Genomic DNA, 22,973 nt, shown 5'->3' on the forward strand with positions numbered 1-22,973 from the left:
CGTGTGACGCTAGTCTCCTGCCGGGCGATGTCGAGAACGCGCGACCGGCTCCGTCCCTGGCGCGAACGTGACGGCGACGAGCCGCCACCAGCACGGAGGAGAACCACAATGGCCAAGTACCTGCTGCTCAAGCACTACCGCGGCGCGCCGGCTTCGGTGAACAACGTCCCCATGGACCAGTGGACGCCCGAAGAGGTCACCGCCCACATCCAGTACATGCGCGACTTCGCGGATCGGCTCGTGGAGACCGGCGAGTTCGTCAGCGAGCAGGCGCTGTCGCCGGAAGGCACCTTCGTCCGCTACGACGGCGAGGGCCGCCCGCCGGTCACCGACGGGCCGTTCGCCGAGACGAAGGACGTCATCGCGGGCTGGATGCTCATCGACGTCGACAGCTACGACCGCGCGCTCGAACTGGCCGGTGAGCTGTCCGCGGCGCCCGGCGCGGGTGGCAAGCCGATCCACGAATGGCTCGAACTGCGCCCCTGCTACGGCGTGACGCCCTCGGTGACCGAATGAACGAGGAGTTGCTGCGGGAGCTCGTGCCCGCGGTGATCGGCATCCTCGTCCGGCGCGGAGCGGATTTCGCGTCGGCCGAGGATGCCGTGCAGGAAGCGCTGATCCGCGCGCTGGACGCGTGGCGGGACGACCCGCCGCGCGATCCGAAGGCGTGGCTCATCGCGGCCGCGTGGCGTCGCTTTCTCGACGCCACGCGGTCGGAATTCTCGCGCCGGGGCCGGGAAGTGGCGATCGACGCCGAGCCGCAGCCCGGTCCGGCGTCCGCCGTGGACGATTCGCTCCAGCTCTACTTCCTGTGCGCACACCCGTCTTTGACGCCGTCGTCGGCCGTCGCGCTCACCTTGCGCGCGGTCGGCGGGTTGACGACGAAGCAGATCGCGCAGGCGTATCTGGTGCCGGAAGCGACCATGGCGCAACGGATCAGCCGCGCGAAGCGGACGGTGTCCGACGTCCGGTTCGACGCGCCCGGCGACGTCGCGACCGTGCTGCGCGTGCTGTATCTGGTGTTCAACGAGGGCTACTCCGGCGAACTCGACCTCGCCGCCGAAGCCATCCGGCTGACCCGGCAGCTCGCGGCGGGTTTCGACCATCCCGAGGTGGCCGGTCTGCTCGCGTTGATGCTGCTGCACCACGCGCGCCGGGCCGCGCGGACGAAGCCGGACGGCAGCCTCGTGCCGCTCGCCGAACAGGACCGCGGCGCTTGGGACACCCGGCTGATCGCCGAGGGCGTCGACATCCTGCAGGCGGCGCTGGCCCGCGACCAGCTCGGCGAATACCAGGCCCAAGCCGCGATCGCCGCGCTGCACGCCGACGCCCTCGCGGCGGAGGAAACCGACTGGGTGCAGATCGTCGAGTGGTACGACGAGCTTCTCGCGCTGACCGACAGCCCGATCGTCCGGCTCAACCGGGCGGTCGCGGTCGGCGAGGCGGACGGACCTCGCGCCGGGCTGAAGGCGCTGTCGGAACTGGACGACAAACTGCCCCGACACACCGCGGTGGCGGCTTACCTGCACGAACGCGACGGAGACATCGGCACGGCTGCGCGGCTGTATCGGGAGGCGGCGGGGAAAGCACCCAACGTGGCCGAGCGCAATCACCTGATCAGCCAAGCGGCCCGGCTCAACCACTCGTGAGTGGCGATCACGGTCAGCACCGCGATCGCCACTCAGGAGGTCACTCGCTGTAGCCCGGGATCGGGAACGGCTGCAGGAACTCGCGGATCTCCGCCGCGATCGCGTCCAGCGCGCCGTCCTGCTGCGCCGCCGCGGCGGTCACGGTCCGGTCGATCCAGTCCGCGACCTGCACCTGGTGCTCGGGCTTGAGCCCGCGCGTGGTGATCGCCGACGTGCCCAGCCGGATGCCGGACGGGTCGAACGGCTTGCGCGGGTCGAACGGCACGGTGTTGTAGTTCAGCTCGATGCCCGCGCGGTCCAGCGCCTGCGCGGCGGGCTTGCCGGGCACCGCCTTGTTGGTCAGGTCGATCAAGAGCAGGTGGTTGTCCGTGCCGCCGGAAACGAGGTCGTAGCCGCGCTCGACCAGCGCTTCGGCCAGTGCCTTGGCGTTCGCGACGATCGTGTGCGCGTACTCGGAGAACGACGGCTGCTGCGCCTCCCCCAGCGCGACCGCGATGGCGGCCGTCGTGTGGTTGTGCGGGCCGCCCTGCAGGCCGGGGAACACCGCCTTGTCGACGGCCTTGGCGTGGTCGGCGTCGGAGAGGATCATCGCGCCGCGCGGACCGCGCAGCGTCTTGTGCGTGGTCGTGGTGATGACCTGCGCGTGGCCGACCGGCGACGGGTGCGCGCCGCCCGCGATCAGGCCGGCGATGTGCGCGATGTCGGCGACCAGCACGGCGTCGACTTCGCGGGCGATCTCCGCGAACGCCGGGAAGTCGATGGTGCGCGGGATGGCCGTGCCGCCCGCGAAGATCAGCTTCGGCCGGTGCTGGCGGGCGAGGTCGCGGACCTGGTCGAGGTCGACGCGGCCGGTTTCCTTACGCACTCCGTAGCGGACCGGCGTGAACCACTTGCCGGTGGCGGACACGCTCCAGCCGTGCGTGAGGTGGCCGCCGTCGGGCAGCGCCATGCCGAGCACGGTGTCGCCGGGCTTGGCGAACGCCAGGTACACCGCGAGGTTGGCCGGGGAGCCGGAGTACGGCTGGACGTTCGCGTGGTCTGCGCCGAACACCGCCTTCGCGCGCTCGATCGCCACCTGCTCGACCTGGTCGATGAACTGCTGGCCCTCGTAGTAGCGCTTGCCGGCGTAGCCCTCGGAGTACTTGTTGGTGAGCACGCTGCCGGTGGCCTCGAGCACCGCCTGCGAAACGTAGTTCTCGGACGCGATCAGGCGGATCTTGTCGTGCTGGCGTTTCGCCTCGTCCTCGACGAGACCGGCGATCCGCGGATCCGCCGCGGACAGGGCGGACAGGGCGGGCTGGTGTGTCATGGCGTACTCCGGCTCTGCAGTGGCCCGCACCCAGGCGCGCGGTGCCGGCCTCGTCGTCGCTCCCCGGTGGTGCTCCACCTCTTAAATGGCGCCAGTCGCTGCTGCGGACGCAGTTTAGTGCACCCCGCCAGCCCCGTCCGGTCCGCGGGAAACGGCTCAGACCTGCTCGAGGCCGCCGCGGTGGCGCCGCGCGAGTTCCTGGTAGACCGCCGCGTTGTGGTCGACCCACACCCGCGCGGAATCGGTGAGTTCCACGAACTTCTTCGCCGGGCTGCCCATGGCGATCATCTCCGCCGGAACCTCGGTGCCGGGCGTGACCGTCGAGCCCGCGGCGACGAACGCGCGCGGGCCGATCACCGCGCGGTCGAGCACCGTGGAACCGTTGCCGATCAACGCTTGTTCGCCGACCGTGCAGTCGTGCACGAGGCACTGGTGCCCGACGGTCACGTTGCGGCCGACCTCGGTCATCTCGGGTCCGGAGTGGATCACCGAATTGTCCTGGATGTTCGCGCCCTCGCGGATGACGATCGGACCGAAGTCCGCGCGGATCACCGCGCCGTACCAGACCGAAGCGTCCTTCTCGACGGTCACGTTGCCGATCAGGGTGGCGGTGGGGGCGATCCAGGCGTCCGGGTGGACCTGCGGGCTGACGCCGTCCAAGGAGAACAAAGGCATGCCGGGAGCCTAAGCGGCGTCAGCGGTATCCGGCGAAGCAGAGCGCCTCGATGTCGCCGCGGAGGCTCGCCGACGACCGCGGCCGGACCCGTTGCTGCACTACCGCGCCGAGCAGATAGCTCAGCAGCGAGCGGGCGCGGGCGCGCGGATCGTCGACGTCGAGCGGGGCGAGGAGTTCGACGAGCAGTTCGGTGATCGAGGTGAGCATGGCGTCGATCGCCTGCGGATGCTGCGCCCGGCCCGCCGCGATCCAGTACTCGAACCAGAGGAACGCGCCGCGCGGATGGTCGGCGAACTCGGCGAGGTAGGCCTCGGTCACCGCGAAAAGCCGCCGGCGCGGGTCGGAGTGCTTGTCCGCGACCTTGCGCAGATCCGCCGCGAAAGTGTTGATGTGCGCGGCCATCGCCCGGTCGATGAGCACGTCGATGTCGGCGAAGTAGTAGTGGATCGCGCTCTTGGTGAGCGGTCCGGCCTCCGCGATCGCGCGTACCGTGCAGCCGCCGAGTCCTTCGCGGGCGAGGACCTTGCGAGCCGCCTCCACGATCTGTTCCTGCTTCTGCAATTGATTGGGCGACAGCTGGGTGCTGCGGCCGGGCACGGCGCTCACGGTGATCCTCGTTACGTTTGTCAGGACGGCAGCCCTGAATCCTAGGCCAGTCGTCCCAACGTCTTCCGGCGGGTGAAAAACCGGATTGGCCACCCCGGTCCGCGCAGCGGACAATGCCCGGCATGGTGATCTCAGGGGACAAGGGGCTCAGCGAGGCGGCGCGCCGCCAGCTGGAAAAGGAAATCGCGGACCTGCGCGCGCAACGGGAGGCGCTCGCGCCGCAGCCGGGCGAGCAGGAACGCACGGGGGACGCCGCCGACCAGGCGGACGTGATCGACCGCGCCGAGGCAGCGGCGCGACTGGACCGGCAGATCGCCGACGTCACCGCGAAGCTGGAGCACGGCGCGTACGACAGCTCGCTGCTTCCGGACGGCACGCGCGTTTCGCTGCGTTTTTCCGACGGTGACGAGGAAGAGTTCACCGTGGTGACCCTTCCCGGCGAGGACGCCGACGCGATCACCTCCGACAGCCCGCTCGGCATCGCGTTGTCGAAAGCGAAGGCAGGCGAGGAAATCAGCTACCGCACCCCGCGTGGACAGGCCACCGCGACGGTGCTGAAGCTGACCCCGCCCGCTAACTGACCACATAGGACAGACAATGGCCGCCCCGGTCTCCGGGGCGGCCATTGTCATTGGTCCGCGCCGGCCACCGTTTCGGCCTGATACGCGTAGACGCCGTCGTTCTCGACCGCGACGTGCCAGCCGCCGCAGTCCTTGTCCATCCGCTTGTGCTCGCCCGCCGGCCACCAGTCCGCGGTGAGCGTCGGGGCCTTCGCCTCGGCTTTTCCTGGCCGGCAAAGGGAAGGAAGCCCGGACGCGCCTGGCTGGTAGCGCAGGATCCGCTCCGAACCGGTGGTGCGGATCAGCTCGGTGACCGACTTCGCGTCGTCGGGCACCCACGACGGAAGCCGGGCGTCCGGGTTGGCCTTGCCCTGTTTTCCGGTGTCGTAGGAGACCGTCTTCACGTGGCCGTTCGACTTCTCCTCGATCGAGGCGCCGACGCCGCACGACGCGACCGTGGCCAGCGCCGCGATCCCGGTCGCGGCCAGTACCGTCTTGTTCCGCACGTTGCTCATGGCTTCCAGTCAACCGAGACCGGCGTGGCGCGCCCTCGTTCTTCCGGCCCTAGCTGCTGGCCAGTCGGCCGACTCCGTCCCTCAGATGAGTGAAATCGCGGGTCATTCTTCGCGGTCGAGATGAGCCCGCAGCGCGGCGAGCGGACCGTCCCAGTCCCGCGCAAGCGCGGCGAGGAACTGCTGCGCGACCCGCATCGGCGCGGAATCGAGCCGATACCGCACGCGGCGGCGCTCACCGGGTTCGGCGGCGACCAATCCGGCGTCGGACAGCAGGCCGAGGTGCTTGGCGATGGCCTGCCGCGAGATCGGAAGCCGGGCCGCGAGATCCGTCGCCGTCGCCGGACCGCGCGCGGCCAGCTCGGCGAGGATCGAGCGGCGGGTCGGATCGGCGAGCGCGGCGAAAACCTGCTCGGCGACCGCTTCGGAGTCAGCCGGCATCGAGACTGGCCGCCAGCTCGTCGAGTTCCCGCGCCCAGCCTTCGACGTGCGAGCGATAGGTGGCCGGGTACTGGCTGTCCGGCAGCTGCGCGAACCCGGATTCGACCACAGTGAGCCGGGTTCCGCCGTCGCGCGCCCGCAACGTGAACTCGACGTACGTGCGCCGCGGGTCGCCCTCCGGCATCCCGTCGACCTGCCAGGTGAAGCCGAACACCGCGGGCTCCTCGACGCGTTCGACCCGGATCTCGGCAGTGCGCTCGCCGATCCACGCGACCCGCCCGACTCCGCCCGGGCGCAGGTCGATCTCGGCCTCGTCGCCGAACCAGGCGCTCAGGCCGTCGGCCGTGGTCAACGCCGTCCACACCGCCGCAGGCGGCTGTGCCAGCTCGACCGTCCGCTCGATGCGGTCGGGAAACCCCATGCCGTGCTCCTTCCGGGCCGAGCCTAGGCAACCACACCCCATTGACGCAACCAGACGGTTGCCATAGTGTCGCAACCGTCCAGTTGCATTACTTCGCGAGAGGAAGACCGATGAACTCCTTCACCACCGAACTGACCGTCGACCGCACCCCCGAGGAGGTCTTCGCCGCGGTCACCGACGTCCGAGCCTGGTTCAGCGAGTCGATCACCGGCATCGCGACGGCGGTCGGCGACGAGTTCTCGTTCATCGACAAGAGCATCCCGACGAGCCGGATCCGGGTCACCGAACTCGTGCCCGGCCGCCGGATCGCCTGGCACGTCGAAGACGCGTACATCGCCTTCATCGACCAGCACGACGAGTGGACCGACACCCGGATGACCTTCGACATCACGCCCGGTCCCGGCGGTACGACGCTGCGCTTCACCCACCACGGCCTGACCCCGGAGAGCGCTTGCTACCGCGATTGCTCCCGAGGCTGGACGAGCTGCGTCAACACCAGCCTGCACGCGCTGCTGACCACCGGCGTCGGCCAGCCGATCCCGAAATCGGAAGCCCCGGAAAGCCAGCCTGCCGAATAATTCCCTCAGGGGAGTTGGAGATCGGAGGTGTCGCGCTTGACGTGCATCCCCCACAGCGTCTCGGCGATGTCGGCCGGGTCGATCTCCGGAAACTCGGAATTAGGCTCGATGGCCCCGGACAGCAGAGCGGCGTGGACGGCGCTTCCCTGGATCATGGCTCCGACCTGAAGCGTCGCCGCGTGCACGCCGTCGGGCGAGATCTCGGCCGCCAAGCTCTGGAGGTAGTTGCGGGTCGCGGCCATCGCCGGGCCGATGCCGCTGAGAACGGGAGCGGGATTGGTGGCCGAGACGCTCTGGCTGATCAGAATGCTGCCCTCGCCGCGGTCGCGCAGTTCCCCCAAAACGGCCTGCACCAAAGCGATCGGGGTGAGGAAATACAGGTCGAGGAGCCGCTGCGCCGTCGCGGTGGTCAAGTCGGCGGCGGGAGTGAAACCGTTCAGGTCCAACGGCGAGTACGACACCACGTCGATCCGCTCGAAGCGGTTGCGGATCTCGTCGACCAGCGCGGGAATCTCCGCCGGACGCGCGAGATCCGCGGGAAACGCCGCGGCTTCGATGCCCTCCGCGGCCAGTTGATCGGCCAAGGCCGCGAGCCGTTCACGGTTGCGCGCGACGAGGGCGATCCGGAACCCCTCGCGGCCGAAGCGCCGGGCGATCGCGGGACCAAGGCCGGTGCCAGCACCGAGCAGGACCAGGGTTTTCGGCACAGAACCTCCATAAGTTGATGATGGTCTCAACTTTGGCGCCAAGTTGAGACCATTGTCAACTTTCTCGCCCGGACCTACGATGACCTGGTGCAAACGGAGGGGAAGCCAACGCTGCGACGAGACGCGCGGCGAAACCAGGAGCGACTCCTCGCCGCGGCGGCGGAAGCCTTCCGGGAGAAGGGTTTGGCGGTGCCGCTGGAGGAGATCGCGCAGCGGGCGGGCGTCAGCGCCGGAACGCTTTACAACCGCTTCGGCGGGCGCGAAGGGCTGATCGACGCGGTAATGCCCGAACTGGTCGCCGAGCGGATGGCCGAGGCGATGCGCCGCGCGGAGGCGGTCGACGACCCGTGGGAATCGTTCGTCACCTACGTGACCGTGCTGTGCGAACAGCAAGCCGACGACCCCGCGTTCCGGGACGCGGTCAGCCGGCAGCTCCAGGACGCGCCGGAGCTGACCGCGCGGTGCACCGCCGAACTCGCGAAGTCGGTACGACTGCTCGAACGCGCGCAGCGGGCCGGAGCCCTGCTCGCGGATGTCACGTCCGAAGATCTGATGCTGCTGATCTTCACGAACGCGCTGATCGTGCGCGAGACCGTTGAGGCAACCCCGGACGCGTGGCGGCGCACGCTCTCGTTCAGCCTCGCCGGACTGCGCGCCGGTTGTGGTAGCTAGGAAGCATGCGAAGATCCTTTTCCCTCAAGGGAATCCGATGAACGATGACGTTTCCCAGAACCTCGTCGTCTTCCGAATCAAAGGCCTACCCGAACCAGTGCTGGCCAGCGCGCCCACTCAGGCCGAGGACGCCGTCGAGCAGGCGTGGACGAGCGTCCGCCGGCAGCACAAAGTGCGTGGGTCCGCCGTTTTGGCGGTGTACAGCGAATGGCAGCCCTCCGCGGCCGACCAGAAATTCATGGCCAAGAACTTCCGGAAGGCCGAGTGCACCTACAGCTTCACCCGGCCCGCTCACGGTGAATGGGACCGCGCGTTCGCCGAAGCCCGCGCGGTGATGGCCGAAACCGAGCAGCGGAAAAGCGCCGAGGAGATACTGCCGATCCTCTGGAGCGCGTCCTCGCCGCGCGCCGGACTGCTCGAGGCACTGCCGCACCGCCCACTCGTGCCCGGCAAGTTGTCGGTCGCGCTCGCGGTGGTGTCGCAGACGCCTGAGGGCCAGATCGGGATGAACCACGTCACCCGGCACGTGCAGAAGCAGATGGGCGCGCCGCTCGAGGAACTTCTCGACGTCGGGTTCGGCTATCTGACCCGCGGACTGAAGTTCGAGGTGCGCAGTTCCGGCGAGAACGTACTGGTCTCGCTCACCAGGGAGAACCGGCTGGTGGCGTCCGCGCTCGCACTGCCTGATCTGCACGCGCGGCTGTCGCCGCACCTCGGGACCGCGGACCTGATCGTCGGCTTGCCCTGCCCAGACGAGCTGCACGCCGCCAGGGAGGGTTCCCGCCCGGCGGAAATCATCCGGGAGCAGGTGCTCGCCTCGCCGTGCGAGACCACGGAACTGGTCCCGTCAGTCCTGCGACTCGGGTCTCGCGGGCTGGAGCTGCTCGCCGAACGGAGCAGCTAGGCCAGCTCTCCGAACGGGTGAATTCGGCGAAATCCAGCGCGCGGTCCGGAAACGAGTCAGGCCCCATCCGAAGAGCTTCGGATGGGGCCTGACCTGGGGAGCCGCCTGGGGGAATCGAACCCCCGACCTATTCATTACGAGTGAATCGCTCTGGCCGACTGAGCTAAGGCGGCATGCCGCTGCGCGACGGTCTTCAGTGTAGCGGAGCCATGGTGCGTCACCTTGCAGGGGCCGCGTCGTTAGGCTCCTATGACTTCGGTCTCACTCCCCGACCCGGCGATCACCTGGAGGACCCGGCACATGCAGCGAAGACTGCCCCGTGCGCTGGCACTGCCCGCCACTGCCGCGTTGCTGCTGCTCCTGGCCGCGCCGGCCGGTGCGCAGGAGATTCCGACGACGCCGATCCCGCAGCCGAACAATCCCTCGCAGCCGCCCGCGTCCGCGCCCATCGGGCCGCAGCCGCTCGGGCACGCGGTCGGCGACGCGGGCACCGCGCTCGGCGTCCTGCGGCTGCTGCCGAACTCGGTCACCACGAGCACGATCCTTCCCGGCTTCGGCCAGACGCTGCCGAAGCAGTCCGCGCTCGAGGCGGGCATGGGCCTGTCCAGCGCGTCGGCGAACTCGGAGGCGTACCTGGCCTACGAGAAGTCGATCGCGCAGTCGTCTCCGTTCGGGCTGGCCGTCGGGGGCCAGGCTCCGCAGACGCCGGGCAGCCTCGTGCAGACCGCGCTGCCGGACAACCCGAAGGAGATCAGCGGGGGCCTGAACGCGCCGTCGAACCCGCTGCTGAACATCGGGCTGCTCAACGGCACCGCGCACGCCCGCTGGAGCGAATCGCTCGGCCCGTGCGTGGACACGATCGCCGACGCCAGCACGTCCGTCGCGAGCCTGTCGCTGCTGAACGTCATTCCGACGCTGCCGCAGGTCCCGTTGCTCGGCAGCGGCGGGCTGAACCTGCCGCAGGGCACTCAGCTCGCGCAGGGTTTCGACCCGAAGAGCGGGCTGCAGAGCCTCGGCGGCCTGCTGCCCGGCGGCGGCCAGACGCCCACCGCGGGCACCGGTTCGCTGCTGAGCCTGCCGAACACGCTGTCGTCGCGGTCGCAGGTCAAGCTCGTCGACATCCCGGGTTCGAAGAACAAGGCCGTGCAGTCGAAGTCCACGCTGCAGGCGGCGGACATCAACATTCTCAAGGGCACGCCGCTCGAGCTGAACCTCAAGGTGGCCAGCCAGCCGACGCTCACCGTCACCTCCACCGGTGACGCGAAGACGTCCAAAGTGGACTACCAGGCACCGGTGATCACCATCGGCGCCGGCGGCAAGACGCTGTACACGCTCGACGCGGCGCACCCGACCAAGGACATCCCGATCGGCCTGCCGCTTTCGCAGCTGAGCGACCAGTTCGGCGCACTGGACAACGTGCCGGTGGTCGGCGGCCTCGTCGCCACCGCGACGAAGGGCCTGCAGCAACTCGGCGACACCACCGGGAAGGTGCTCGACCTCGGCGTGCTGCGGCTGAGCATCGCGAACCTCGACCAGAAGCAGTCCGAGGCGACCACGCCGTTCAAGGGCTACCAGATCGGCGCGGCGGCGCGGTTGCTCGACCTTCAGGTGCTGCCGACGCAGAAGCTGAAGGCACTGCTGCCGAAGCAGGCGGGCGACAACCTGCCGTCGTCGCTGGCGCAGCTGTCGCTTGGCGAGCAGATCGCCCGCGCGTACGCCCCGACCGGCGGCGTCGTGTGCGGTACGACGACGACTCCGCCCGCCCCGCCGCAGGGCGGTGCCGCACCGGCTGGTCCGGTGAAGCACCTGGCCTACACGAACGGCGCGTACGACACGGTGCCGCTGTTCTGGACGGGCACGGCGATGCTGCTGATGGGCGTCGTCATGGTCGCGGCGTTCCCGAACCGGCGTCGTCCCGTGCTGGCGCTGAAGCGGCCGTCCGGTGGTCCTGACGCGCCGTTCAAGCCGTCGCCGCATCCGCGCGACTGACTTCGCTAGTCAACGAAGACGGCCCCCTCGCTGCTGGCGAGGGGGCCGTTTTCGTCGCTGTCTGAGTCAGCCTTGGCGAAGCGTGGTGACCATGGCTTCCACCGCGATCCGCGGCTTAACGTTCAGCCCGATCGCCTCACGGCACTCCAGTACCGCTTCGAGACGGCGCATCGTCGATTCCGGCGACCAAGCCGCCGCGGCCGAGTTGATCTGCTCGGCGTGGTCGGGATGCGTCAGCGTCGCACCGGAACGCGAAGTCGTCACGAGCACGTCGCGGTAGAACCCGGCCAGATCCACCAAAGCAATGTCGAGCGTGTCGCGCTGGGTTCGCGTCGCGCGGGACTTCTGGCGCTTCTCCAACTGCTTCACCGCGGCCTCGGCAGCGCGTTTCGCTCCGCCGACGCCCTTGCCGGTGCCGTCGCCGCCCATCGCGGTGCGCAGTTCGGAGCGTTCCTGCTCGTCGCGGCCCTTGCTCTCCTCGCCCGCGTCCGCCTCCGCCGCGCTGATCAGCTGGTCAGCACTGGTGAAAACGTCGTCCGGGCGCCGCAGCCCGAGCGGGATCCGCAGCACGGTGGCGCGACGCTGCCGAGCGGCCTCGTCGGTGGCGAGCCGGCGCGCGCGGCCGACGTGGCCGTTGCACACCGCCGCGGCCCAGTTGGCGCGCTCGGGATCGACACCGTCGCGGGAGATCAGCACTTGCGCGATCGCCTCGACGGGCGGGGTGCGCAGCGGGACCAGCCGACACCGCGAGCGGATGGTGACCGAGACGTCCTCCGGGTGGTCCGACGGTGCGCACAGCAGGAACACCGTGCGCGCCGGCGGCTCTTCCACCGCCTTGAGCAGCGCGTTCGACGCGCCCTCGGTGAGCCGGTCGGCGTCCTCGATGATCACGATCTGCCACTCGCCGGTCGTCGGCCGTCGCGCCGCCGCTTGCACGAGCGCACGCATCTCGGCGACCGAAATGGACAGTCCTTCCGGGACGACCAGGCGCACGTCGGCGTGGGTTCCGGCCATCGTCGTACGACAGCCCGGGCACGCGCCGCAGCCGGTTCCGGTGCTGCACTGCAGGGCAGCGGCGAACGTGCGCGCGGCGACCGAACGACCGGAGCCCGGCGGGCCGGTGAGGAGCCAGGCGTGCGTCATCGCAGCGGGCGCGACCGGTTCCCCGGCAACGATTTTGGCCGCCGCGGACGCTGCCGAGGACAGCGTTTCCACTGCGGGCTCCTGGCCGACGAGTTCGGTCCAGACGCCGATCGGAGTCGTCACCGATCCTCCACTTTGGACACTACGGGGAGCGCGTCCGCGCCGTTCTGCGCCGCTTCCGCTTCGGCTTCGGCCGCCTCGACGACGTCCGCCGCGGCGGTGTCTTCGGGGAGCTCGGGTTCCTCCTCCGCCGGTTCCGTGGGGGCGAGCCCGGCGAGCGAACCGACGAAGACCGACTGGACGGCGGTGCGGACCCGGCCCGCGACGTCGCCGTCGGAGCCCTCGGCGTCGACCACCACGTACCGGTCCGGGTCGGCGGCGGCCATCTCGGCGAGCAGCTTCTGCACCCACAACTGGTCCTTCAGCGACGGCTGCGGATCCTCCGGGTGCTCGGAGTCGAGAAGCACGGTGAGGTCCGGGCGGAGCCGTCCGGTGGCCCAGTCGACCAGCCCTTCCAGCTCGCCGCGGTCCAGCTCGCCCGCCGCGGACAGCGACGCGAGCGGGGAGTCGACAAAGCGCTCCATGACGACCACGGACCCGGCGTCGAGCGCGGGCTGGATCTGCCGTTCGACCAGTTCGGCGCGCACGGCCGCGGCGACGAGCGCCTGCGCCCGCACACCGGTGAGGGCGGCGTCCGAAACGAGCGTGCGGAAGCGCTGTTCGCCGAGCGCGGGGTCGGCGGTGAGGACGACCGGCCGGGTGCCAGTGCCGAGCCAGCGCGCGAGACGGGCGGCCTGCTCGGCGGTGTTGACCGCGGTGGTGCCCTCGATGGCGATCAGGAAGCCGTTGACGCGGCGCGGGTTGCGGCGCAGCGCGTTGCGCAGGTCGGTGAAGATCTTCTCGGTGCGCCGCTCGTCCATCTGCCGGTAAGCGATGATGCCGAGCAGCACGGCCAGCAGGCCGCCGCCGAGGATGACCGGACGGGTGCCGTCGACGATGATCGGGGTGCCGAACAGGTCGATCTTGCGCTGCCGGACCAGGCCGATCAGCACCGGCGTGACCACTGTCGCGCCGAACAGCACGATCTTGAGCATCGCCTGGTAGATCGCGTTGATCCGGCCGCGGATCGCGTCCTCGACACGGGAGCCGATGATCGTGACGCCGGTGAGGAAGGCGGTGCCGGCGCAGACGCCGACGAAGGCGACCGCGCCCACCGAGATCGACAGGTGCGGCGACAACGCGACGACGCCGAGCGCGAGCCCGGCGAGGACGATCGAGATGCCGAACAGCCGGTCGTGCGGGAGCCGGTGCGCGAGCTTCGGGGCGAGCGCCATGCCGGTGGCCAGACCGATGAAGACGGCCAGCATCAGCAGGTTGAACGCCGCGTCGCCGCCGAGCAGCGAGGACGAGTACGGCTTGGCCGCGCCGATGACCGCGCCACCGGCCGCGAAGGCGCCGAAAGCACCGATCAGCAGACCGCGGACGATCGGCGTGCTGCGGACGAACTTCAGCCCGTCGCGCATCATCGCGCCGAAGCCGAACTTCTCCTCGTCAGCCCGTTTGACCTTTTGCTGCGGCGTCGAGTGGACGTCGCGCAGGGACAGCTCGGGGATGCGGGTGGCGACGATGATGCCGCTGGTCAGGTACAGCAGGCCGGTGATGACGACGACGACCTTGGCGATGTACAGGTCGACGCCCGGGCCCTGGAAGAGGTGGAACGTGGAGTTCGCGCCGAGGATCAGCGCGTTGGCCCCGGCGGCGGTGATGACGGCGAGGCCGTAGGTCATCACCATGCCGAGCTGGTTGGCGGTCTCGACCTGCTCGGGGCGGCGCAGCAGGTTCGGCACCGCCGCGTCCTTCGACGGGATCCACATGATCGAGCAGCTGCCGACCAGGAAGTTCGCGACGAACAGCCACCACGGCGCGCCGACCACGGCGATCGAGAGCAGGAACCCGCAGCGCAGCAGGTCGCAGACGACCATGATCTTGCGCCGGTCGAACCGGTCCGCGAGCAGGCCGCCGAGCGGCGCGAAGAGCAGGCCGGGCAGCAGCGCGGTGACGATGACGCCGACGAACGCGTAGTTCTGCGCGGAGTAGTTGTCGAGGAGCTTGGTGCTCAGGCTGGTCAGGTTCAGCAGGTTCAGCCAGTCGGCGACACTGCACAGATACGTGACGCCCCACAGCCGACGGAATGGTTTGATCGCCAGCACTCGGCGGGCCCGGTGGATCGTGGACGTCCCGCCCGATCCGCCCGAGCCGGTGCCAGGCACCGACCGTATGCCCTCGCTGATACGCCCACCCCACTCGTCACGGCGGCGTCAGGGGACCCCTGCGGATCCCCCGACCGTGTGGTGGCCAGGGTAGTCCCGCCGCGGACGCGGGTACGGCACGCCCCGTGATATGGGTGAGCGGGCGGGGTCAGCCAAACAGCCCCTTCACACTGCTCACCAGGCTAGCGATGAGCTCGATCGCGACAATTCCGAACACGATGAGCAACACCACGGCGAGCACCACGCCCGCCGTGCTGCTGGAGGGACGGCCGAAGCTGGGCATGCTGAGCGAGGGCAGCCCGCGCCGGCTCTGCCGCCCGGCGAGCTCCTCCTCGATGTCGTCGTCGGCGATCTCGGTAACCCGCTTCGGCCGCGGCCGGGGCACCTTTTTCAGCAGCTGAGGAGCCTTGGTCGGCCACGTCCGCTGCCGGGGCAACAGCCCGAGCGGAACCAGATCCGGCCGATCGGACGGCGGAATCGGATTCGGCGTCTTGACGACTTCCTTCTTCTTGGCTTCCTCTTTCAGCGCGGCCTCGACCATCCGCCTGACGGCCTCCGGATCGTGCTCGACCGGCTTGGCGGTCGGCAACGGCCGGGGCCCGCGGCCGGAGGCCATCTCGAACCCGGACAACGGATCGGAGAACCGCTCGCCCCCGACGTCACCGGCCAACGTCCCGTCCCGGTCCGGCCCGGGGGCGGGAAAAAACGGAGTCCCGTCGCTCGTGCTCATGGTGACCACCTCACTACGGAATGTCCGCTGCGTCCAGTGTCGGCGAGAGTACCGGTCCCCGCATCCGCCCAATGGCCGCAGAACCACTACTGCCCGCGCCCGAGGGGAGGCCCACCCACCCGGGCCAGTGACCGCTGATAGACGGCGGTGTGGCGGGTTTTTGGGCGGGAGGGGCGGGGCGGGTTAGGAGTGGGATGGAGCCGGGTTGGGCGGGTTGGACTGGGCGGGTTGGGCGGAGCGGGCGTGGATGGGCTGGGCGGAGCGAGCTGGGTTGGGCGGGTTGGGCGGAGCGGATTCGGACTGGGGGGGAGCGGGCATGGGTGGATGGGCGGAGCGGGCTGGGCGGAGCGGGCATGGATGGGCTGGGCGAGCTGGGTTGGGCGGGTTGGGCGGAGCGGATCGGGCTGGGCGGAGCGGGCATGGATGGGCGACGGGCAGGCGGGATCAGCCGAGCCGGTCGGCTTGACGAGCTGGCCGAGGCCGGGCAGCGGGGCCAATCCGGCTGAGCCAGGCTCGACTCAGCCGAACCGCGCCAGGAACCCAGTCCCGTCCGCATCACGGGCGACTCCCGCCAAGCCAGGCCGCTCCGCCTGCCAGCCTCGGCGGGGCCGACCAAACCGCTCCGGCTCCGGCAAGGGCTTCCGGCACCGGCACCGGCCACGCTGGACCGGCGCTTCGCGGCCCGACTCACCCCGGCCTCGCTCACCCCGACCTGGCTCACCCCAGCCCGACTCACCCGGCCTGGCTCACCCCGGGCCTAGCTCACCCCGGGCCCGGCTCACCCCGGGCCCGGCTCGCCCCAGCCTGGCTAGAACCGGCCTGGCTAGAACCGGCCCTGTCTGGAACCAGCCTCGCGGGAGCCGAACCCGCCTCACCCCAGCCGGTCAAGCATGGCTCCGCACCGCCTCCACGATCCAAGCCTCCGCGGTCCCCCGCGTGGCAGGCGACCACGTCACCACCCATCCACCGCCGCCGGCCCTCGGTGCGGCTCGGAACTGGTACCTCCCCTGGTCGTTGTCCACCAGCCCGAACGCCCCGTGCGGGTACTCCGCCAGCACCGCGTCCCGCACGGCCAGGTCCACCAGCACTGTCCCCTGCCGGGGCCGGGCCACCGCTGCCCGGATGACGTCCAGGTCTCCCCAGGCCGCCCGCGGGATCAGGCCGCTGTCGTCCGTTTCGATGCGCACCGCCGGCCCCGGGCCGGGCGGGCGGTCCGGCAGACCGTCGAACACCCACCCGGGCAGTGCGCTCAGCATCCCGGACCGCAGCCGCGCCCGGCGGCCCAGTTTGCTCATCACCGTGGTGAAGTCCTCGTCTCCGAAGAACCGCACCTCCCACGGCTCCTCGCTCGCCGGGAACACCCCGGTGACCACTCCCCGGATGAACCCTCCGCGCAGCACTCGGTACAGCTCGACCGCCTCGGCGGTCACCTCGCCATCCGCGGCGAGTCCGAGCGCGGCCATCCCGGCGACGAACCGCGTGTACTGCTCCACCTCCTCGGCCAGCCCGGCGCCGAGCATCGGCCCGAACGACTGCCGGACCTCCTCGGCGAGGCTCAGTCCCGAAGCCGCTCCGGCGGGCTCCTCCTCGGCCAGCACGGGCGGCACCTCGAAATGCGGGTCGTAGAACTCCATCACCGAAGGCCGCTGCAGCATCTCGGCCCGCAGCGGTCCGATGACCTCGTCGATGACGTCGAAGACGACGGGTGCTGAACTGCTCACCCCGTCATTGAACACCCTGGTACCGACAATTTCTCGAACTTTTGTTCGAGTCAACCCATCCGTGCGCCGAGCGGTCGGTCAGCTCCGCGAAACCGGATCGCCGACCCGCATCGTCGGGGCGAGGAAGCCGACCGTCACCACCAGGGCACCCACCACGGCGAGCGCCCAGTGCAGGCCGATCCCCCCGCTCAGGCCGCTGACCAGCACCGGACCGGCGAGGAACCCGAGGTACCCGCACGCCGCGACGGCCGCGATCGCCCGGCCCGGCGCGTCCGGCTGTTTGCGCCCGGCCGCGCTCCACGCGAGCGGCACCATCCCCGACACCCCGAGCCCGACCACGGCGAACCCGACCACCGCGACCACCGGCTCCGGAACCGCGACCACCAGCACGAACCCGCCGACCGTCACCGCGGTCGCGACTCGCATGAACAGCACCGCGCCGACGCGCTCGACGACCCGGTCGGCCACCGTGCGCACCGCGATCATCGTGATCGAGAACGCGAAGTAGCCCAGCGACGCGACGGCCGCGCTCGCCGTGGTGACCTGCCGGAGATAAACCGCGCTCCAGTCGTTCACCGTGCCCTCCGCGACGAAACCGCAGAACGCGATCACGCCCAACGGGATCAATGCCTTGCCGGGCAAGGCAAACGCCGCCTCACCCTGTCCGCGGTCGGCACCCGGCAGGAACTGCGAAGCCGCGAACACCGCGAGCACCAGCAAAACCACGCCAGCAACGGTGAAGTGCGCTTCGATCGGCACTCGCCAAATCTCCATCAGCGCCGCGACGCCCGAGCCAGCCAGCCCGCCGATGTTCCAGAAAGCGTGGAACCCGGCGAAAATCGGTCGTCCGTAAGCCTCTTCGACGCGCGCGGCGTGCGCGTTCATCGAGACGTCCAGCAGGCTGTTCCCCACCCCGAGCACGACGAGCGCCGCGACGAACAGCGGCGCGTCCGGCGCGAAAGCGACGAGCGGCAGCCCTCCGCACAACACCGCGGCCCCGCACAGAACCCCGCGCCGGCTGCCGATCTTCGTGATCAACGGTCCCGCGGCCAGCAACGCGACGACCGAACCGGCGGCGAGCCCGAACAGCCCGATCCCGAGTTCTCCGGCGCTGAGGCCGAGTTTCGCTTGCGCCGCAGGCACTCGAGCCGCCCACGAGGCGAATGCCGCACCACACACCGCGAAAACCACGGAAACCGCGGCACGCGCGCGTTGCGTCTCCCCCATCCGTCCCCCTGACACGAGAAAGGGCCACCCGGAGTTTTCCAGGTGGCCCTTCGGATCCTCGTTACTTCGACTTCGTCGCGGTACTGCTCCGCTTGGCCGGGGCCTTCTTCGCAGTCGTCGACTTCGCCGCCGCGGACTTGGTCGTCGTCGACTTGGCCGCGGTGGACTTCGCCGGCGCCTTGCGCGTCGTAGTCCGCTTCTTCGGAGCCGGTCCCTTCGCGCGCTTCTCCGCCAGCAGTTCAGCCCCGCGCTCCGCGGTGAGTTCCTCGATGCTGTCGGACTTCCGCAGCGTCGCGTTGTACTCGCCGTCAGTCACGTACGGACCGAAGCGGCCGTCCTTGACCACCATCGGCTTGCCCGACACCGGGTCGTCGCCGAGTTCCTTCAGCGGCGGACGCGCGGTGGCCGACCGGCCGCGCTGCTTCGGCTCCGAATAGATCTTCAGCGCCTCTTCCAGCGTGATCGAGAACAGCTGGTCCTCGGTCTGGATCGAACGCGAGTCCGTGCCCTTCTTCAGGTACGGCCCGTAGCGCCCGTTCTGCGCGGTGATCTCGTCGCCCGACTCCGGGTCCTTGCCCACGACGCGCGGCAGCGACAGCAGCTTCAGCGCGTCGTCGAGCGTGATCGTCTCGATCGACATCGACTTGAACAGCGAACCCGTACGCGGCTTCGGCAGCTTCGCCTTCGCGGCCTTCTTCTGCGCCGGGGTGGCGTCCTCGGGCAGCTCCGGCTCAGGGAGCAGCTCGGTGACGTACGGACCGAAGCGGCCTTCCTTCGCCACGATCTCGTGTCCGCTGACCGGGTCGGTGCCCAGCACGCGGCCTTCCTGCGGCGTCGCGAAGAGCTTCTCCGCGATCTCCGCCGTCAGCTCGTCCGGCGGCAGGTCTTCGGGCAGGTTCGCGCGCTGCGACTCGCCGTTGACCTCGCGCTCCAGATACGGCCCGTAGCGGCCGACGCGCACCACGACCTGGTGGCCTTCGGCGTCGCTGAACATCGGGATCGAGTTGATCTCGCGTGCGTCGATGCCCTCGACGCTGCCGTCGACCAGCTTCTTCAGCCCGCCGAGACGGCCGACCGAACCCTCGACGCCGAAGTCGCCGCCGAAGTAGAACTTCGACAGCCATTCGACGCGGTGCTCGTCGCCGCTGGCGATGCGGTCCAGCTCGTCCTCGAGACCGGCGGTGAAGTTGTAGTCCACCAGCCGTTCGAAGTGCCGCTCCAGCAAGCCGATCACCGCGAACGCGACCCACGACGGAACCAGGGCGGAGCCCTTCTTCCAGACGTAGCCGCGGTCCTGGATCGTCTTGATGATCGACGCGTACGTCGACGGACGGCCGATGCCCAGCTCTTCCAGCTTGCTGACCAGGCTCGGCTCGGAGTAGCGCGCGGGCGGCGACGTGGAGTGGCCGTCCGCGGACAGCTCGGGCGCGGTCAGGGCCTGGTCCTTGACCAGCACCGGAAGCCGACTCTGCTTGTCGTCGGCCTCGCCGCCGGCCTCGCTGTCGACTGCCTCGACGTACGCCTTCAGGAAGCCCGCGAAGGTGATCGTGCGGCCCGAAGCGGCGAAGGTGCACTCCTCGCCGGTCACCGCGGTGCCGACGATGCGCACCGACATCGTGGTGCCCTTCGCGTCCGCCATCTGCGACGCGATGGTGCGCTGCCAGATCATCTCGTAGAGCCGGAACTCATCGGTGTCCAGCTCTTTCGCGACCTGGCCCGGCGTACGGAAGACCTCGCCTGAGGGCCGGATCGCCTCGTGCGCTTCCTGCGCGTTCTTCACCTTGCGCGTGTACTGGCGCGGCGACGGCGAGACGTACTCCTTGCCGTACAGCTGCGTTGCCTGGCTGCGCGCGGCCGTGATCGCCGACTCCGACAGCGTCGTGGAGTCGGTACGCATATAGGTGATGTAACCGTTCTCGTACAGCTTCTGCGCGACCCGCATCGTGCGCTCGGAGGTGAAGCGCAGCTTGCGGCCCGCCTCCTGCTGCAGCGTCGACGTCATGAACGGCGCGTACGGCTTCCGCGTGTACGGCTTCTCTTCGACGCTCGCGACCTTGAAGTCACGCTCGTTCAGCCCCTGGGCCAGCGCCCGCGCGTCGGACTCGCCGAGCACGCGGATGTCCGCGGAGTTGCCCTTGAGCTGACCGTTGGAGTCGAAGTCGCGACCCGTCGCGAGGCGCGAGCCGTCGACCGCGATGAGGCGCGCGGGGAACGTACGCGGCGAAGCGTCCGCGCCAGCGTCCATGGTCGCCGAGATGTCCCAGTACGACGCCGAGGTGAAGCGCATCCGCTCGCGCTCGCGCTCCACGACGATCCGCGTCGCCACGGACTGCACGCGGCCCGCCGAGAGCTTCGGCATGACCTTCTTCCACAGCACCGGCGAGACCTCGTAGCCGTAAAGCCGGTCGAGGATGCGGCGGGTCTCCTGCGCGTCGACGAGGTCGACGTCCAGTTCGCGGGTGGCCGCGGCCGCCGCCTGGATGGCCTGCTCGGTGACCTCGTGGAAGACCATCCGGCGCACCGGGACCTTGGGCTTCAAGGTCTCAAGCAGGTGCCACGCGATGGCCTCGCCCTCGCGGTCGGGGTCCGTCGCGAGGTAGAGCTCGTCGACGTCCTTCAGCAGCCCCTTCAGCTCCGTGACCTTGGACTTCTTGTCCGGGGTGACGATGTAGAGCGGCTTGAAGTCGTTGTCGATGTCGACGCCGAGCCGCGCCCACGACTCGCCCTTGTACTGCGCGGGGACGTCGGCGGCGCCGCGGGGCAGGTCCCGGATGTGCCCGACGGAGGACTCGACGACGTAATTGCCGCCGAGATAAGGGGCGATCTTGCGGGCCTTGGTTGGCGACTCGACGATCACCAGCCGCCGTCGATCGGCACCGCTGCCCCCGGCACCGCTCTTCTTGGTCCGTGTTCCTGCCACGCTGCCCTGCTCTCCACTCATCTCCGCGCCGCCGCAGCGGCGCTCTCACCCCTGCACCAGAGGGGTACTGCGCCCGCGTCTCGACCTGTCAGTGTGCACGTCCCCGGTGTCCGCGCAGCGTCGAGGTGCCCTGACGAGCCGCCGGGCCCCTGCCCGTCGGATCGCCGCTGACCTCGGCGATGTTTCTCCTCCACACCTAGCACGTGATGTCGGACACGTGCCGTGCAGGGTAACCGGTCATACCACCGAGACCCTCCGTTAGACGGTGGCGGGTCCAAGTACGGCGACGGTTCACTTATTCTTCCCCCCAGCCGAAAGGAACCCACCATGATCCGCCGACTGGTTGGCACCGCGATCGCCGTCACGGCGACATTCGCGCTGGTCACCGCCCCCGAAGCGAGCGCGGCGACCACCACGTTCACCGGTGCCGTGGCGCTGTCCAACTGCTCTGGTTCGGTCGTGAAACCGGCCGCCACGCCGATGGACGCGCCCGCGATGGTGCTCTCGAACGGGCACTGTCTCGAAGAAGGCATGCCCGATCCGGGCCAGGTGATCGTCGGACAGGCCTCGAACCGCTCGTTCGACCTGCTGTCGCCGGACGGGCAGAGCTCGGTGGGCACCGTGACCGCGACCAAGGTCGTCTACGCGACGATGACCGACACCGACATCTCGCTCTACCAGCTGTCCGACACCTACGCCGACATTCAGCAGAAGTACAACGTGCCGCCGCTCGAACTGGTCAACAGCCATCCGCAGGCGGGCACGCCGATCGACGTGGTGTCCGGGTACTGGAAGCAGATCTACTCCTGCTCGATCGACGGTTTCGTGCACGAACTACACGAGAACAACTGGGTCTGGAAGGACTCGATCCGCTACGTGCCGGGCTGCGCGACCATCGGCGGCACGTCGGGCTCGCCGGTCGTCGACCGCGGCACCGGCAAGGTCATCGGCGTGAACAACACCTCCAACGACAACGGCGAGAGCTGCACGCTGAACAACCCGTGCGAGGTCGACGAAGCCGGCAACGTGACGGTGCGGCCGAACTACAAGTACGGCCAGGAAACCTACGGCATCCCCGCCTGCCTGACCCCGGCCAACGAGATCGACCTCAACCAGCAGGGCTGCACCCTGCCGAAACCGTAAGGCACCCCCACCGGAAAGGCCCTCGTCGCCGCGCTGGGCGACGGGGGCCTTTTTCTTTGCGCAGCTACCCGACAGCCTCCAGTAAATACTGTGAAGGACTCTCCGCCGGAGCCCCGCGACGCACCTCTCCCTGCGTCCGTTCGCGACGTTCCCCGGCTGGCGGCAGCTCCGGCCAAGCCGCTTCCGCTCCCACCGGCGGTTCGCCGATCAGCTCCAGCAGACCGGCCAGCTTCCGCCTCCCGCTGACCCGCACTGCGGGCTGCTCCGCCTTCGGCCCGAGCAACCGCGCCTGGACGCCCAGCGGCGCGAGCACGGTCAGCATCTCCTCGTGCATTCCCGGAGCAAGCGGATCGACGCCCAGCAGGTAGCCGCCGGGTTCGGGCCGACCTGCCGCCAGCGCCCACATCCGCAGCATCGCGCCGCTCAGCCGGAACCCGCCGGGCACCGCCTTGCCCGAGTCGTCCTCGGCCGGACCGGTGTGTCCCGGCCGGAGCCATTGTTCGGCGAGCCCGAGCAGATCGACCCGGAACGAGGTGCGCACCTGCGGACTGCCGCAGTCGGCCACCGCGACCTGCGCGTCCGCGCCCCGGCTCCGGCATTCCCGCGCCAGCACCCGAGCCCGCCACGACTCCTCGACCAGCACCGACAGCCGCGCCGCCGTGCGGCCGAACCCGGCGATCTGCCCTTGGCAGCACAACAGCCCGGCCAGGTCGGGCAGGCCCTGGCCGGTCGCCTCCGCCGAGAACAGCGAGATCGTCCGATCCACGCGGCCGATGATAGAACACAAGTTCGATT

23 protein-coding genes, 1 tRNA gene and 1 riboswitch are annotated in these 22,973 nt (G+C 69.7%); of the genes, 9 read left to right on the top strand and 15 right to left on the bottom strand.

Annotated features, from left to right (window positions below):
• The first annotated feature begins 108 nt into the window (after positions 1–108).
• Entirely contained in the window at positions 109–516 is a 408-nt protein-coding gene (locus ACZ7SW_RS23575; RefSeq protein ID WP_470232555.1) for a YciI family protein, read from the top strand.
• Positions 513–1,649: an RNA polymerase sigma factor gene (locus ACZ7SW_RS23580; RefSeq protein ID WP_470232556.1), complete on the top strand. Its 1,137-nt coding sequence runs from the start codon at positions 513–515 to the stop codon at positions 1,647–1,649. Before ACZ7SW_RS23575 ends, ACZ7SW_RS23580 begins: the two co-directional genes overlap by 4 nt.
• A gap of 40 nt (positions 1,650–1,689) precedes the next feature.
• On the opposite strand, the gene ACZ7SW_RS23585 is transcribed toward ACZ7SW_RS23580, so the two are convergent.
• The 3 genes from ACZ7SW_RS23585 to ACZ7SW_RS23595 form a co-directional block, all read right to left on the bottom strand.
• Positions 1,690–2,958 (bottom strand): serine hydroxymethyltransferase, encoded by a 1,269-nt coding sequence (locus ACZ7SW_RS23585; RefSeq protein ID WP_470232557.1) that lies wholly within the window; start codon positions 2,956–2,958, stop codon positions 1,690–1,692.
• A 21-nt stretch (positions 2,959–2,979) separates the two neighbouring features.
• A riboswitch (ZMP/ZTP riboswitch) is annotated at positions 2,980–3,067 on the bottom strand.
• Between the two features lie 47 nt (positions 3,068–3,114).
• Positions 3,115–3,633, bottom strand: coding sequence for a gamma carbonic anhydrase family protein (locus ACZ7SW_RS23590; RefSeq protein WP_378304192.1), 519 nt, complete (start codon positions 3,631–3,633; stop codon positions 3,115–3,117).
• 19 nt (positions 3,634–3,652) lie between these two features.
• Positions 3,653–4,240 (bottom strand): TetR/AcrR family transcriptional regulator, encoded by a 588-nt coding sequence (locus ACZ7SW_RS23595; protein WP_470232558.1) that lies wholly within the window; start codon positions 4,238–4,240, stop codon positions 3,653–3,655.
• A gap of 122 nt (positions 4,241–4,362) precedes the next feature.
• On the opposite strand from ACZ7SW_RS23595, the gene ACZ7SW_RS23600 reads away from it, so the two are divergent.
• Positions 4,363–4,821, top strand: coding sequence for a GreA/GreB family elongation factor (locus tag ACZ7SW_RS23600; protein WP_449671601.1), 459 nt, complete (start codon positions 4,363–4,365; stop codon positions 4,819–4,821).
• A gap of 47 nt (positions 4,822–4,868) precedes the next feature.
• On the opposite strand, the gene ACZ7SW_RS23605 is transcribed toward ACZ7SW_RS23600, so the two are convergent.
• From ACZ7SW_RS23605 to ACZ7SW_RS23615, 3 genes are all read right to left on the bottom strand, one after another.
• Positions 4,869–5,315: a hypothetical protein gene (locus ACZ7SW_RS23605; RefSeq protein ID WP_470232559.1), complete on the bottom strand. Its 447-nt coding sequence runs from the start codon at positions 5,313–5,315 to the stop codon at positions 4,869–4,871.
• 102 nt (positions 5,316–5,417) lie between these two features.
• A complete protein-coding gene (locus tag ACZ7SW_RS23610; RefSeq protein ID WP_470232560.1) occupies positions 5,418–5,753 on the bottom strand; it encodes an ArsR/SmtB family transcription factor in 336 nt (111 codons plus the stop codon).
• Entirely contained in the window at positions 5,743–6,174 is a 432-nt protein-coding gene (locus tag ACZ7SW_RS23615) for an SRPBCC domain-containing protein (protein WP_470232561.1), read from the bottom strand. The genes ACZ7SW_RS23610 and ACZ7SW_RS23615 overlap by 11 nt, the downstream gene beginning before the upstream one ends.
• A gap of 110 nt (positions 6,175–6,284) precedes the next feature.
• On the opposite strand from ACZ7SW_RS23615, the gene ACZ7SW_RS23620 reads away from it, so the two are divergent.
• Complete coding sequence (locus ACZ7SW_RS23620; RefSeq protein ID WP_470232562.1) at positions 6,285–6,752, top strand: SRPBCC family protein; 468 nt, start codon at positions 6,285–6,287, stop codon at positions 6,750–6,752.
• A gap of 5 nt (positions 6,753–6,757) precedes the next feature.
• On the opposite strand, the gene ACZ7SW_RS23625 is transcribed toward ACZ7SW_RS23620, so the two are convergent.
• Positions 6,758–7,459 carry an SDR family NAD(P)-dependent oxidoreductase gene (locus tag ACZ7SW_RS23625; protein WP_470232563.1) on the bottom strand — a complete coding sequence of 234 codons (702 nt, stop codon included), beginning with the start codon at positions 7,457–7,459 and terminating at the stop codon, positions 6,758–6,760.
• Between the two features lie 87 nt (positions 7,460–7,546).
• Between ACZ7SW_RS23625 and ACZ7SW_RS23630 the strand changes: the two genes are divergently transcribed.
• On the top strand, positions 7,547–8,131 hold the full coding sequence (locus ACZ7SW_RS23630) for a TetR/AcrR family transcriptional regulator (protein WP_470232564.1): 585 nt from the start codon (positions 7,547–7,549) through the stop codon (positions 8,129–8,131).
• 37 nt (positions 8,132–8,168) lie between these two features.
• Entirely contained in the window at positions 8,169–9,035 is an 867-nt protein-coding gene (locus tag ACZ7SW_RS23635) for a hypothetical protein (RefSeq protein WP_470232565.1), read from the top strand.
• Positions 9,036–9,134: 99 nt separating this feature from the next.
• On the opposite strand, the gene ACZ7SW_RS23640 is transcribed toward ACZ7SW_RS23635, so the two are convergent.
• Positions 9,135–9,208, bottom strand: a tRNA-Thr gene (locus ACZ7SW_RS23640).
• 127 nt (positions 9,209–9,335) lie between these two features.
• On the opposite strand from ACZ7SW_RS23640, the gene ACZ7SW_RS23645 reads away from it, so the two are divergent.
• Complete coding sequence (locus ACZ7SW_RS23645; protein ID WP_470232566.1) at positions 9,336–11,024, top strand: hypothetical protein; 1,689 nt, start codon at positions 9,336–9,338, stop codon at positions 11,022–11,024.
• 66 nt (positions 11,025–11,090) lie between these two features.
• Here ACZ7SW_RS23645 and ACZ7SW_RS23650 read toward each other — a convergent pair whose 3' ends face one another.
• The 3 genes from ACZ7SW_RS23650 to ACZ7SW_RS23660 all read right to left on the bottom strand — a co-directional run bounded on the left by ACZ7SW_RS23650 (position 11,091) and on the right by ACZ7SW_RS23660 (position 15,167).
• Positions 11,091–12,290 (bottom strand): DNA polymerase III subunit delta', encoded by a 1,200-nt coding sequence (locus tag ACZ7SW_RS23650; protein WP_470232567.1) that lies wholly within the window; start codon positions 12,288–12,290, stop codon positions 11,091–11,093.
• Positions 12,287–14,446: a bifunctional MFS transporter/dTMP kinase gene (locus ACZ7SW_RS23655; RefSeq protein WP_470232619.1), complete on the bottom strand. Its 2,160-nt coding sequence runs from the start codon at positions 14,444–14,446 to the stop codon at positions 12,287–12,289. Before ACZ7SW_RS23655 ends, ACZ7SW_RS23650 begins: the two co-directional genes overlap by 4 nt.
• A 139-nt stretch (positions 14,447–14,585) precedes the next feature.
• Positions 14,586–15,167, bottom strand: coding sequence for a hypothetical protein (locus ACZ7SW_RS23660; protein ID WP_470232568.1), 582 nt, complete (start codon positions 15,165–15,167; stop codon positions 14,586–14,588).
• Positions 15,168–15,520: 353 nt separating this feature from the next.
• Between ACZ7SW_RS23660 and ACZ7SW_RS23665 the strand changes: the two genes are divergently transcribed.
• The gene (locus ACZ7SW_RS23665; RefSeq protein WP_470232569.1) at positions 15,521–15,673 is read left to right on the top strand and encodes a hypothetical protein; all 153 of its coding nucleotides are present in this window, start codon (positions 15,521–15,523) and stop codon (positions 15,671–15,673) included.
• 378 nt (positions 15,674–16,051) lie between these two features.
• On the opposite strand, the gene ACZ7SW_RS23670 is transcribed toward ACZ7SW_RS23665, so the two are convergent.
• The 3 genes from ACZ7SW_RS23670 to topA all read right to left on the bottom strand — a co-directional run bounded on the left by ACZ7SW_RS23670 (position 16,052) and on the right by topA (position 21,056).
• Positions 16,052–16,903, bottom strand: a complete 852-nt coding sequence (locus ACZ7SW_RS23670; RefSeq protein WP_470232570.1) for an ESX secretion-associated protein EspG — start codon at positions 16,901–16,903, stop codon at positions 16,052–16,054.
• Between the two features lie 63 nt (positions 16,904–16,966).
• A complete protein-coding gene (locus ACZ7SW_RS23675; RefSeq protein ID WP_470232571.1) occupies positions 16,967–18,115 on the bottom strand; it encodes an MFS transporter in 1,149 nt (382 codons plus the stop codon).
• 61 nt (positions 18,116–18,176) lie between these two features.
• The gene (gene topA, locus ACZ7SW_RS23680) at positions 18,177–21,056 is read right to left on the bottom strand and encodes a type I DNA topoisomerase (protein WP_470232572.1); all 2,880 of its coding nucleotides are present in this window, start codon (positions 21,054–21,056) and stop codon (positions 18,177–18,179) included.
• 306 nt (positions 21,057–21,362) lie between these two features.
• Here topA and ACZ7SW_RS23685 point away from each other — a divergent pair, with 306 nt between their 5' ends.
• Positions 21,363–22,178 (top strand): S1 family peptidase, encoded by an 816-nt coding sequence (locus tag ACZ7SW_RS23685; protein ID WP_470232573.1) that lies wholly within the window; start codon positions 21,363–21,365, stop codon positions 22,176–22,178.
• Between the two features lie 64 nt (positions 22,179–22,242).
• On the opposite strand, the gene ACZ7SW_RS23690 is transcribed toward ACZ7SW_RS23685, so the two are convergent.
• A complete protein-coding gene (locus ACZ7SW_RS23690; RefSeq protein WP_470232574.1) occupies positions 22,243–22,944 on the bottom strand; it encodes a hypothetical protein in 702 nt (233 codons plus the stop codon).
• Positions 22,945–22,973 lie beyond the last annotated feature (29 nt).

The organism is Amycolatopsis sp. NPDC114484 (assembly GCF_055633755.1).